The sequence below is a fragment of the Croceivirga sp. ABH4_376 genome (genome assembly GCF_056160685.1).
The window spans coordinates 67,725-81,545 of sequence record NZ_JBSWXQ010000004.1 but is presented as its reverse complement, the minus strand read 5'-3'; the positions used below and the strand labels follow the sequence as shown (position 1 = coordinate 81,545).

The 13,821-nt window shown below is 37.3% G+C and carries 7 protein-coding genes; 5 read left to right on the top strand and 2 right to left on the bottom strand.

What is annotated here, in order from left to right:
- Nucleotides 1-9: 9 nt before the first annotated feature.
- The gene (locus ACXAGS_RS10520) at nucleotides 10-1,128 is read right to left on the bottom strand and encodes a glycoside hydrolase family 88/105 protein (RefSeq protein WP_474906608.1); all 1,119 of its coding nucleotides are present in this window, start codon (nucleotides 1,126-1,128) and stop codon (nucleotides 10-12) included.
- 8 nt (nucleotides 1,129-1,136) lie between these two features.
- On the bottom strand, nucleotides 1,137-3,839 hold the full coding sequence (locus tag ACXAGS_RS10515; RefSeq protein WP_474906607.1) for a glycosyl hydrolase: 2,703 nt from the start codon (nucleotides 3,837-3,839) through the stop codon (nucleotides 1,137-1,139).
- A gap of 161 nt (nucleotides 3,840-4,000) precedes the next feature.
- Here ACXAGS_RS10515 and ACXAGS_RS10510 point away from each other — a divergent pair, with 161 nt between their 5' ends.
- The 5 genes from ACXAGS_RS10510 (at nucleotide 4,001) to ACXAGS_RS10490 (ending at nucleotide 13,821) form a co-directional block, all read left to right on the top strand.
- Entirely contained in the window at nucleotides 4,001-6,460 is a 2,460-nt protein-coding gene (locus ACXAGS_RS10510) for a glycoside hydrolase family 31 protein (protein WP_474906606.1), read from the top strand.
- A gap of 134 nt (nucleotides 6,461-6,594) precedes the next feature.
- Complete coding sequence (locus ACXAGS_RS10505) at nucleotides 6,595-9,579, top strand: SusC/RagA family TonB-linked outer membrane protein (protein WP_474906605.1); 2,985 nt, start codon at nucleotides 6,595-6,597, stop codon at nucleotides 9,577-9,579.
- 10 nt (nucleotides 9,580-9,589) lie between these two features.
- Nucleotides 9,590-11,167, top strand: a complete 1,578-nt coding sequence (locus tag ACXAGS_RS10500) for a RagB/SusD family nutrient uptake outer membrane protein (protein ID WP_474906603.1) — start codon at nucleotides 9,590-9,592, stop codon at nucleotides 11,165-11,167.
- Nucleotides 11,168-11,229: 62 nt separating this feature from the next.
- Nucleotides 11,230-12,489 carry an oligogalacturonate lyase family protein gene (locus tag ACXAGS_RS10495; protein WP_474906602.1) on the top strand — a complete coding sequence of 420 codons (1,260 nt, stop codon included), beginning with the start codon at nucleotides 11,230-11,232 and terminating at the stop codon, nucleotides 12,487-12,489.
- A gap of 54 nt (nucleotides 12,490-12,543) precedes the next feature.
- On the top strand, nucleotides 12,544-13,821 hold the full coding sequence (locus ACXAGS_RS10490; protein ID WP_474906601.1) for a DUF4861 domain-containing protein: 1,278 nt from the start codon (nucleotides 12,544-12,546) through the stop codon (nucleotides 13,819-13,821).

Sequence of the window (13,821 nt, the reverse complement as noted above, 5' to 3'; positions counted from 1 at the left end):
TTATTTGAATTATTTAAGTCTATAAACCTCACTACCTGCTAACAAAAAACATCCAAGACCGTAATCTTCAAAATCTGGAATTTTGCTTTTAGATAAGGGCTGACCGTCTTTAGGCTCTTTACCGGTAGATTGTACATACCCTAAGAATCCATTGTCTTGTAAACCATCTTTTATCATGGCGTTCCAGCCTTTTTCAATTACAGGTAAAAAGGTTTCTTTGTCTAAAATATCATTATTTACGCCATAGGCCATGGCATAAACAAAAAGCGCCGTTCCTGTTAATTCCTTTCCGCCATAATTTTTAGGGTCGTGTAAACTTACGTTCCAAAAACCATCTTTACGTTGCAAGGGTACCAAAGCATTGCTCATGGCTTTAAGGTCTTCTATGTATTCTGTCCTATGTGGTGCATTAGTTGGTATTATGGAAAGTGTTTTTGCTAGGGCACCAATTACCCAGCCATTACCACGGCTCCAATAACAATCTTCTCCGTTAGGCTCGGTATAAGGCGGGTCAAAATCTTTATCGCGCCACCAAAGGGCATCTTCTGGATTATAAAGGCCATTATCTCCATGTTGGTTTCTGGTAAACGCATACATTTGATACATTTTTTCAAAGTAATGGGTATCGTTTTCTAAAACACCCATTTTAGCAAATACCGGCATACCCATTTGTATGGCATCAATCCAAGACCAATCATCTAACTGAGGGGTATTTAATAACATGTTTAACGTTGCCTTCGTTTTTCTAAGTTTGTGCGGTTGTGGCTCTAGGTTGTATAAATCTATATAGGTCTGTGCGGCGCAATAATCATCTGCGTTTCTATTAGCGGTTCCGTATCTAAAACCCCATTCATGAAAATTGGCCCAGTCTAAGGCATAGTTATAATATGCTTCTTTTGGCCAAATCTGGTAAAGGGCCATTAATCCTTCATAATAAACCCCTCTGGTCCAAATATTACTAGGCCTTTCTTTGTTGGTTATTATGGTTTTGCCCACATCTGGCCACTTTTTCATAAAATAATCATTGGCTAAAATCATATGATCAAGTACTTCCTTTTTGTCAATTGCTTGACTCGACAATAAAAAGGGAAGTGCAAAAAGTAAACTCGTAAGAAAATATTTTTTCATCGCTATTATTATTTTAATTCGATTAAAGTAACAGGACCTAAAAGTCCAGAAGGTACCGGCTTCCATTTTTCGGTTTCTAAAGGTTTGTAATCCTTGTTAACCATATTTATTTCTTTAAAAATCTGCCATTTTTCGCCGTTAAGTGCCTTTGCCCTAATTCTATTGGCAGGTAAATTGGCAACTTCAATGGTTATGATGTTTGTACCTTGTTTTAGATTGTTTACCGGTAAGTTAAATGGTACGTGCCAAGCAGTTCCTACGTATTCATTATTAACCCAAACCTTTGCACTTTCCCTTACATCCCCTAGGTCTAGCACATAATTTTTAGCTGTTTTTCCGGTCAATTCAAATGTGGTACTATATTTGGCTACTCCGGAAAATTGAGTTGCTGCTTTGCCTAAACCGGTCCATGATTGTAGGGAATCCAGTTTTCTACTAGATGGTAAGGTTGGCCCCCCTTTGGTAAACTCGAGTGACCAATTCTTAAGCTCAATACGTTTTATTTCTTCGGTTTGATATATCCATTGAGGTACATTCTTGTCGTAATTGGTAATTGCAAAAATTGACTGACCGGGATTTAACTGAATACGAAGTTCGTTATTTTTAGATTGTACACTTCCATAAGTGTCTAACTGTGGATCATATAAAACAGTATTTTCCAAATTGTTAGAAAAAGGCACCAGGGTATCCATAGATTTATTGGTATGATTAACCAAATAGTAAATTTTCTGATTGTTATATTTTCTTCGTATAAATTTTAGTCCTGTTTGGGTAAGGGTTTCTGGTTGTATACCCTGTTTTTTTAAAGATGAGACAATACTTTCTTGTGATACCACCGCTAGTTTAGCGGCATTGATATGTTTATCTAAGGCTATTTCTCGCTGCTTATACTCATGAAATCCTGGCACAGATTCTGGTTTGCCCAAAAATATAACCGGAACTCCTTGAGCTTTTAAGTCTAATAACTTTTTTAAAGTCTCTAGGGGCATATGTTTTGTAGCTGGTACAATAATAGCTTTATAGTTTCCTCCAGGTAATTGTGCTAATTTATTAACTGCCCTAACATCTTTTAACCACCTGTCCGATATAAAATCTATACTAAAACCTGCTTTTGCAATTTGGGTGGCAGTTTGGTAAAAAGAGGTGTTTAAAAGCCATTCGTCCAAAGAATGTATTTTAAATTGAAAGAATAATTGATTGTTTAAATTTTTATGCCAAACATCATGTATGGGCCAATACACTAATACATCATTATCAGGGGAGCCTTGTTGCAACAAACGCTGACAATTCTGGATATAGCCAAACAAACCATCTGCGTGTTCCCAAATGGTGTTGTTTCTATTAAAATTTACAGAAGCATAAAACTTATAGCCGGGCCAATCTGCCTCTATGGGAGAATAGGTAGAACCGTGTAAAAAAACATGGTTAATACCATTTAAAAATAAGTCTTCCACTTCTGGTTTACAATGGGCCAAGGCGGTTTTAAAGTGGTCTCTTAACCACGTAAATGTTTCTGAAGAAATGAGTTTTTTATTGGCTATATGTCCTGCTGAAGAAGAGAATTTGAGCATCATGGGGTTTGCATCTCCTTCCCTAATATTTTCTGGCAGCCTTCTAAAATTAGGAATTTCATAAGGCATGGAACCAAAAGTTTCGCATTCAGGAATGTCCGAGGCTGCATATAGATCTAGAAGGTTACCCGGTGATCCATGTGCTTGTAATTTGGTTTTCATCTTATGGTTATTTGCCCATTTTGTCCAAGGCAAATCAAATTCCTCCAATAACAAGTCTCCTAATGTTCTTCTATAATCCGCTTTTACTCTATTAGCTATTTCGTTGTTTGTACTATCTGTTAAATAGAGTAATTGGGCTGCTAAATCATAACCTCTTCTCTTTTTAAATTCTGATAAAAAATTTGGAGTATAATCAGTACCATATACCTCATAACTATCGTTAAAAATTGCACGTGGTTTTAAAGTAATGGTATCAAAAACTGCATTAAAAGGTTTTATGTAATCCAAAAGTGCTTCATTGGCATAATGGTCTAGTGTATACCCGGCAGCACCGGGCGCTGCACGTTTCACAAATTGTCCGGTTTTGGCTTCATAAAAGGCATAAAGGGTATAAGGTTCCTTTTTAGCCTTAAAACGAACTTGATGTTTTTCATTTACTTTTAAATGGATTGTTTTTTTAGATTGTTGTCCATGGGCTATAACCGCAAGTAATTTGGTAGTCTTTTTGTCCGTTAATAATTCCGGACTTAATTCATAAGTATTCTTAGTGTTTTTTGCTATTTCGTATTTTGCGATATGCAATTTGGTGGCGGCATATTCCTTTTCTACCTGTGGTCCTCCATAAGGCCAACCAGTCCCTAGGGTAAAATCTACACCTAATCCCAAACTATCTGCAACATTAATAGTATGTTGTAAGAGTTGTACCCATTTTGGGGATAGGTAATCAATTTCTAGACTGTCTTTTCCTTGAATGCCATAAATGGGAGCTATTTCTACCCCTCCAATTCCTTTTTCTTTAAAGTCGATAAGAGACTGGGTTATGTTGGGTTTATCCACTGCGCTTCCCATCCACCACCATCGGGTCCATGGTTTAGTGGTGTCATATGTAGGGATAGGATTGGTTACCTTTTGTGCCCTGGTAGCGGAACAGAATAGGGTTAGAAAAGAAAGGATGAATATGATTTTGGTATTACCCATAAATACGATTTATCAATTATAAGGAAAGCTAAAAATAGACCTCCATTAAAATTCTACCGTCCTGCAGCATCCTGTTAGAACTAGTACCATATACAACAGGATGCACACCTAATACAGACATCTTAGTTTTAACAAGGCCACAAACTAAAAACTACTTACAAATGGTATTAAAAAAAATTAAACTACTAATATATCTGCAATTAGCACTCGTTTTTGGCAATGTGTTAGCGCAAGAAAATTTAGGTGATTATCAGAATTATCTTAAAACCAATGAATCTGAATATATATTTACAACCACAAGGGGTAAGGTAAGAATTCAAATTCTACAAGATAATTTGGTTAGAATAAGCGCTGCATGGGAGGGCAATTTTAATGAAAGTAACCCTTTAATGGTACCAGATAAAAAATGGCCTAGTATCCGAACGTCCCTTATAGAAAACGATACGTTTATGGAGCTGGTTACCAATGATGTAATTATAAGGATAACCAAAATACCTTTTCAGATTAGTTTCTTAGATACCGATAAAAATAGCCTTATGGGAGAAGGTAATTTGGCCAATGGTGTATTTAAATCTGAGGATAATGTTGGTTTTTCTAAAACTTTAGCGGTAGAAGAACATTTCTTTGGATTAGGAGAACGCATGGACGTGCTAGACCGTAGGGGCACTAAAACCAATTTAAATGTTGGTAGGGGACAAGGATTACCACACATTGTAGGGGCGTACAATATATTAGAAGCCAATTATAGTCCAATTCCGTTTGTAATGAGTACAAAGGGGTATGGATTATTTTTTAATACGGCTTACCCTACGGAATGGGATTTGGGTTATTCAGATACCTCTAAATTTACCGTTACCGCATCTGGTGGTAAGTTAGATTATTATTTTATGGCTGGCCCATCTTTTAAAACTATTTTAAGTGGTTACACCGCCATTACGGGCAGGGCACCATTATTACCAAAATTTGCACATGGTCTGCATGTAGGAACCTATAGTGGAGGTACTTGGGGGCACGAGGCAGAAACATCTGACACCTATGTAATACAATTGGCTAAAAAATTTAGAGCCAACAAGATACCGGTAGATGTGCTGCATTTAGATAGTACTTGGCGCATTTTTGGTGAAAATGGAGGTAAAGGGGCTACTTCTTTTGAATGGAGAGATACGTTTAAAAATCCGCAAGCTATGTTTGATAGCGTTTATGCACTAAATTTTAGCATGGTGGGGGTGCATCTACGGCCAAGATTTGATAATGGAAAAAACATGCGCTTATTGGATAAGGCCAGAGAGTTGAATCATGTGTATCCAGAACCCAATGGTAAAGGGGAGTTTGTTAATTTCTTTGAGCAATCTGCTGTAGATTGGTGGTGGAATAATGGTGTAATGAATGTAGCCAAACAGGGCGCTATGTTTTTAAAAACAGATGAGGGGAGTGCATTTGGGCATAAGGCCAATGAAAGCGATAAAACCGGACCACAGGGTAAAGAAATAGTACCCCTGCACAATTTATTTCCTTTGGCTTACGCTAAAGCCCCTTTTTTAAAATTTCAAGAATTTAATAAAACAAGAGGTTTAAATCTTACTCGAGAGGGTTATGCAGGTATTCAACGTTATCCTTACATTTTTGCAGGAGATTGGCCCAGTGAATGGCAATACTTTGAGCCCGTTATTCTGGCGGGTTTAAATATAGGTTTGTCCGGTGTTGGTTATTGGGGGCATTGTATGGGCGGTTTTGAGCATGTTTCAGATGTAGAGCTTTATATGCGTTGGGTACAATTTGGTATGCTAAGCCCCGTAGCACATTTATTTGGAATGGAGCACCCTAACTACAAAGAACCATGGAATTACGGGGAAGAAGCGCTGGCAAATTTTAAAAAATACGATGAATTGCGTTATAAGTTACTACCCTACATTTACAGTAGTGCTTACCAGCAATACAAGACGGGAATGCCCTTAATGCGAGCTTTGGTATTGGATTATCAAGATGACGAACAAACCTATGGTATAACCGACCAATATATGTTTGGCCCTAATTTAATGGTGTGCCCAGTTACTACTAAAGGCGCACAAACACGAGTAGTTTACTTGCCGGAAGGTAAATGGATAGATTATTGGAGCGGAGAAGAATATGATGGTAAACAGCGAATAAGCGTACTAACCCCTATGGACCATTTACCATTATTTGTAAGGTCTGGAGGTATAATTCCACAGCAAAACTTAGTACAGTACATAGGCAAAGAACCTGTAAAAACTATCTGGTTACATTTTTATGGAAACGATGCAGGTGAATTTAGCTTGTACGACGATGATGGACTGTCCTTGGCCTACCAAACTAAGAACGAATATGCTTTGGCTAATATTAAAATGACCAAATGGCAAGGAGATACAAGGGAAGTTTTTATAGAAAAGCCTATTGGTGATTATAACTTAAATGAGCGAAATTATTGGTTGAAATTCAATTTAGAAGCTGAACCGAAAGAGGTTGTGCTCAACAAAAAATCTTTATCGAATAAAATGAAAAATGATGATAAATCAGCTCATTATTTTTATGAAAACGGGGAACTACAAGTTTTTATTCCAGAAGCAAATTTAAATTCAATTAAATTGAAAATTATCAGGTAAATGGGGCTTTAAATTATTGTATAATCAATAAAATAAAGAATTTACTCAGGATAGTACAGGATAGGTGGCCAATATCAAATCTCTAGTTTCGTCTTGATTGATTAATTGTAATCGATTACACTAAAAACAAACAAATGAAAAAATTATTTAAAGCTAAACTAAGTTCATGGTCGGTTTTTCTGGCTTTACTGCTTTCTCCTTTGTGCTTAATTGCACAATCTGCAGTAACGGGTAAGGTATCAGATGCAAACGGAGAGCCAATCCCCGGGGTTAATATAATCCAAAAGGGGACGGCAAATGGCGTAACCACGGATTTTGATGGTAATTATAGCATTAACTTACAAGCTAATAGTGCTTCAATTCTTGTCTTTTCCTATGTTGGTTTTAAAACTCAACAGGTTAATGCCAACGGAAAAACCGCTGTAAATGTTGTCTTGGAAGAAGACTCACAATTACTAGATGAGATTGTGGTGGTAGGTTATGGTACACAAAAGGTAAAAGACGTAACAGGAGCAATTGCTTCTGTAAAATCTGACGATTTTGTCGATGCTTTACCGGTACAACCAGAACAGTTACTGCAAGGTAAGGTTGCAGGGGTAAATATTGTGCAAAGTAGCGGTATGCCAGGGGCATCTTCTACGGTTCGTATTAGGGGAACAAGTTCTATTTCTGCGGGTAACGATCCACTTTATGTAATAGATGGTGTGCCTTTACAATTTGGTAGTGCCAATAATAATATTTCCGTGGCAACCTCTGGTTCTTCCCCCTTATCAGAAGAAGCTACAAATCCGCTTAGTTTAATAAATCCTGCAGATATAGAAAGTATAGATGTTCTTAAAGATGCATCGGCAACGGCTATATATGGCTCTAGAGGCGCAAATGGTGTTATAGTTATTACTACCAAGAACAAAGGCAAGTTTGGTAATTTTATAACCTATGATGCCTATACAGGGGTTTCAAGTGTACGAGAATATTTACCGGTATTATCTGCAGAAGAATACAGGCAAAGGGCAACAGAGAATGATTTACCTTTCTCAGACCTAGGGGCCAATACCAATTGGCAAAAAGAAATCTTTAGAGCAGCCATAACACACAACCATAACGTTTCTTTTGCAGGAGGCTCAGAGACCACAAACGTAACAGGTTCTTTGGGTTTAAATGATCAAGAAGGAGTCTTGTTAAGTTCTAGACTAAAAAAGTATACCGGAAGATTAAATGCTAACCACTCTGCTTTAAACGATAAATTAAAGCTAGGGGTAAATATGACCTATTCTTATATTGATGAGCAACGTCCTGCTTTAAATTCCAATATAGCAGATGAAGGTGGTAATATTTTAAAAGATGCCATTCGGTGGGCGCCAACACTACCGGTTTATAATGACGATGGTTCTTTTTACCAAATAGGCGCATTGCGTATAAACCCCGTTTCTTGGAGAGATGTAACGGATGAAAGCACCAATACGTTATTCTTAGGGAATATGAATGCTTCATATGAATTAATAGATGGCCTAACCTTAAAAACCAGTTTTGGTTATAGCAATGAAAAGGTAAATAGATATTCATTTATTCCCTCTACACATCCAGCCGGAGAAGGCCAGGGAGGTTTTGGTTCCATTAACAAGTACACCAACAGCAACGTATTATCAGAAACTACCTTAACGTATGATAAAGAGATAAATCCAGATAACCAGATTACATTGTTGGCCGGTTATTCTTATCAACGTTTTGTTACAGAAAACACTTTTACTTCTGCAAATAATTTTGTGTCAGATGCTACCCAATGGAACTTAATACAATCTGGTACTATCCGTGCAAATACCTCATTTAAAGACGCCAATAGGTTGGCATCTTACTACGGAAGGTTAAACTATAAATTAAAAGATAGGTATTTAATGACCTTTACCTTAAGAAGAGATGGTTCTTCTAGGTTTGGAGCCAATAATAAATGGGGTACTTTCCCTTCTGGGGCATTGGCCTGGAATATTATTGATGAGCCTTTTATGCAAAATTCCAAACTAGATAATTTAAAGTTTAGATTGGGATACGGGGTAACAGGTAATCAAGAAATACCCAATAATCTATATTTAGAACAACTGTCAATATCCGGTTCTGCCATTTACGTTTTTGGTGGGCAAGCGGTTCCCAGTGTATTACCTACAAATTTTCAAAACCCAGATTTAAAATGGGAACAAACAAGTCAACTTAACTTTGGTTTAGACTACGGTTTGTTTGATTATAGGGTTTATGGTTCCATAGATTATTACATTAAAAAAACAGACGACTTATTGTTGTCCTTTTCTACCGCAGCCCCATCTGTAGTTACCACCCAATGGGCCAATGTTGGTGAGGTACAGAATAAGGGTATAGAGTTTAGTATCAACGCAGATATTATAGATAACGGTACTGCGTTTTGGAGTACCAATTTAAACCTATCCTCTAACAAAAACGAAGTAATTTCCTTGTCTAATGAGAATTTCCAAAGAGATGAGATAAGAACCTCAAGTGGATCTGGTGTAGTTGGCAACCAAACTTCTACAAAAATAATTAAACCGGGTTTACCCTTGAATACGTTCTACGGTTGGCAGTTTACCGGTTATGATGCAGATGGCATGGAAACCTATTTAGACGAAGATGGAGTAGAGGGAGCCGATGAGGTAGCAATTGGCGATGCCAACCCAGATTTAATTTTTGGTTTTAATAACACGTTTAGGTACAAAAGATTAGATGCCAACGTAAACTTTAGGGGTACAATTGGCAATGATATGTACAATAACACCAGAGCAGAATTTAGTTACACTAGTCAATTTCCAGGAATTAATGTGTTGCGTTCTGCATTTGATACAGGGGCTAGTAGGGAACAAGTTGCTCAATATTCCTCGCAATGGATAGAAGATGCTAGCTTTTTACGATTAGACAATGTTACGGTAGGTTACAATTTTAACACAGATTCTTCCAAGGTGTTTAAAAAAGCGAGGGTTTATGTTTCGGGCAGTAACCTATTTGTAATTACAGGGTATTCTGGTTTTGATCCAGAAGTTAGAACAAGGTCTGTTGGTATAGATTATTTGGTGTACCCAAGACCTAGAACTTTCCAAATAGGAACTAGTTTAACTTTCTAAAAAAAATATGATGAAAAACGATATAAAATTTAAAAAAGCAATTGCAAGATTTCTGGTCTTGTGCGTAATGTTGCCTTTTGCAGGCTGTTCTTTAGAAGAAGAAACGTATTCAATTTATACGCCAGAAACATTCTATGCCAATGAGCAACAAATACTTTCTTCACTTTCTGGTGTTTATAGATTTTTTGCCAGTACCACAGGTATGGGTGTAGAATATAGATGCTTAGAATTGTCTGCGGACCAAGTTGTTGTTCATGAAAAAATCCAAGGATGGTGGGGCGGTGCCAATTTCTCACAATTAATGGAACATGAGTGGGATGCAAGTCATGGTTATATTGGTGGTGCTTGGAACACATATTTTAGAACTGTTGGGCAAACCAATGCCTTAATCAGTTCTTTAGAAAATTCAGGTTTGGATGGCAGCTTGGTAGATGGCCCCATTGCGGAATTAAGGACGTTACGGGCTTATGCCTATTTTTTCTTGATGGATTTATTTGGGAACGTTCCTGTTTTTACAGATCCTAAGGTAGATCCCTTAAATTTACCAACACAGAACACCAGAGATGAAGTTTTTCAGTTTGTAACCACAGAAATGGAGGCAGCCTTGGAGAATTTGCCAACAAAGAGCGAAGCAGGGAATGCTTACTATGGTAGATTTACAAAAGAAGCTGTAAATGCATTACTTTCAATTATTTATTTAAATGCAGAGGTTTATACGGGTAACGCCATGTATGATAAAGCTATTACAAACGCAGATGCGGTTATCAGTTCTGGTGCGTATAGCTTATTACCCAATTACTTTGACAATTTTGTGTACAATAATGATAATAATGCCGAATTTATTTTTGGTGCGGTTTACTCACCAGATATTTCCGGTGGTATTGGCCATCCGTTAGTCCAAAAGGTATTACCCGGTATACAAGGTGGTCTATTTGGTTTACCTTACACACCACAAAATGGTTTTGGTACCAGACCTTCCGTAATGAATAAGTACGAAGACGAAGATGACCGAAAATCTATGTTTATAGGTTATGGACCGCTAACAGATCCAAGAAATGGAGAAGTGGTAATGGTAGAGCGCATTGTTCCAGACAATAATTCCACTTTGTATAATCCTGATACGTCTACCGAAGGACCTGTTCCTTATGAAATAATACCTGCAACCGGTATACGTTTACAACCAATGAATGCTGGTATCAAGTGGGTAAAATGGGGCCTAGATCCTAATACAAATGGTGGTAATGCAGGTAATGATATTGCCTTTGTGCGTTATGCGGATATTCTATTGGTAAAGGCAGAAGCTTTACTAAGAAATGGAGATGCCGGTGGTGCACTTCCTTTGGTAAATCAAGTAAGGGAACGTAGCAACGCAACTTTATTGTCCGCAGTTACCTTGGATGATATTTTGGACGAAAGAGGTAGGGAACTGGCCTTTGAAATGTCTAGAAGAAGAGATTTAATACGTTTTGGAAAATTTGGAGATGCTTGGGAATTTAAAGAAGTTTCCGAAGATTTTAGAACCTTATATCCCATACCTAGGGCAGCTATAGAGGCCAATCCTAACTTACAGCAAAACCCTGGTTATTAAAAATTAAGTTAGTTTTTTCAAGCAGGTGCAGGAGCTTTGGCAACTGCACTTGTTTTTTAATTATGAAGATAAATACTATAAATAGATTAGCAATATTTACCATGTTATGGTGTTTTACCGGGGTAACCGCACAAACTATTAATGGGGTTAATTATGATACGTTAAATCATGTTTCACAAACATTTGATTTGGCAGGAGACGATATTTTTGGGCAAACATTTGCATCGGAAAGTTTTACCTATAAAGACAAAATAACGGGAAAAACGGTAATCGCATTAACTACTTCCAAACATCACAATTCAAAAATGTACCAGACCCATCCGCAATGGACGGCAGATGGCAATTACATCATTTTTACTTCAAATAGAACGGCTACAAAAGAAAATAGGACTAGGCAATACTATGCCATATCTACTAAAACACATAAGATTACCCAAATTACAACGGGTAATACCCATCGTGATTTTCATTTGTCATGGAAATACAATCAAGCATATCGGTTCAGGGAGAATAAGCTAATAAGGATAGATTTGGACCACTTATTAGAAGACAGTTCTTTAAGTTCTGTTAAGCGCCCAGAAGCTTATGAAAAAGTTATAGCTACTATTCCAGATACCTTAAAACCTGCAGGTATGGGGTTAGATGCAGCGGAGAACAAGATTTATTTTGCTTCTAAACTAGCGAACAATTTGTATGGAATATATCAATTGGAATTTAAAACAGGGGTTACCACACAATTATTGAAGGTTCCTTTTTGGGTAGGTCATTTGCAAGGAAACCCATACAAAGCCAACACCTTTATGTATTGCTGGGAAACTAGAGGAGACGCGCCCCAACGTATGTGGCACGTAACGGTACATCCAGATGGTAAGGTTACCAATAAAGCTTTATACCAAGAACGTGTAGATGATTGGGTAACCCATGAGGTTTTTATGGGGCCAAATCAAGTATTGTTTCACCTTATGGGGCATCTAGATAGGTTAAACTCCAATAAAACGGGTATCTTTTCTATTAATACCGTAACGGATAAAACTACTTTTCATGGTCAAACCACTGGTGGTGGCTTTTGGCATTGCAATGCTACCCCGGACGGCAGGTATATTTTAGGAGACACTTTTGATGGTAAGCTGTATAGAATAAACACCAACGATCCAAAGGAACAGGTTCTTCTTACCCAAGGGCATAGAAGAACAAGCGTTAGCCCGTTTTCAAGCGAAGCGCATATGCACCAATCTATTAGCCCAGATGGTAAATGGGTTTTATTTAACTCAAGCAGATTTACAGCTTGCGATATTCTCTTAATGGAAATAGGGCAAAATTAATATGAGACCAAAAAGACTGTAACTTTAGCATATACAGAACCATAAAAGACTAATATGAGAACAATTCGTATACTATTTCTTGCTTCTATTTTAATCATCGGTTTTTCTTGTACTAATAAAGAAACAGATACGGTGTTTACCTTTATAAATTCTTCCTCTTTTAAAATGGAAGATAAACCAGTTGTAATAGCTAAAGACAGTCTAAAATTAGAATTACAAGCGGGTCATTATCCGCTTTTCCTTTTGGGTAAAGATACCTTGGCATATCAAGAGATAGATGTTGATACAGATGGCATAAATGACCACTACTTTATCTTGGCCAATTTTAAGCCAAAAGAAGAAATACAGGTAACCCTAAAGCAAACAAAAGAAAAACCAAAATTTCCGAAACGTACTAGTGTGCGTTTTGGTAAAAGAGATAGCGCTAATGAAGCGGTTTCCGCTAGGACTAGCGATAGTTTTAATGCAAAGGAAGTTCCTAAGTCCTTGGGGTATCAACCTTACCAAACAGATGGTCCTACTTGGGAGAACGATCGGGTAGGCTTTAGGCATTATTTTGATGGACGAAATGCCAAAGATGTATTCGGAAAAAAGACAAAGGACATTTCACCAGAAACGGTTGGTTTAGATAGTCTTGGATCAGTAGTAGATAATTACCATGTAATGGAGCCTTGGGGAAGAGATATTTTGGCTGTAGGTAATTCTGTTGGGTTGGGCGGTTATGGCCTTATGGTCAAAGATTCTTTGTTACGTTTGGGCATTACCGTTACAGATACCCTAAATAATGTTGAGAAAACATCCCTTAAAATTTTAGACGAAGGTCCGGTGTATTCTTCCCTGCAACTAAGTTATCTAAATTGGCAGGCGGCTGGTTGGCCTTATACTGTTTATGAGAAAACTTCTATTTGGCCAGGAATGTATGGCTATAAGAATCAAGTGCTTTTTAATAATCTAAGGGGAGATGAAACATTAGCCATTGGTTTGGTAAATATTAATACAGATAAGAACGTACAGCAATTAAATGTAGGCGATAAGTATACCGTACTGTACACGCACGATAAGCAAACCTATGATAAAGTTTGGTGGTTGGGTATGGCCCTTATTGTGCCAAAGAAAGACTTTTTAGGGATAAAAGAAGCACCAAAAGAAGGTGATTTTTCCAATTCTTTTTTAGCTCAAATGAAGATTGAAAACGGAATGCCCGTTACGTATTATGCTATTGCTGGCTGGGAACTTTCAAATCCTAAATTCACTTCAGAAGATGCTTTTAAAGCCTATTTGGAAGAATTGGCATTAACGTTATCCTTTGAAATACAGGTAAAAATCAACTAA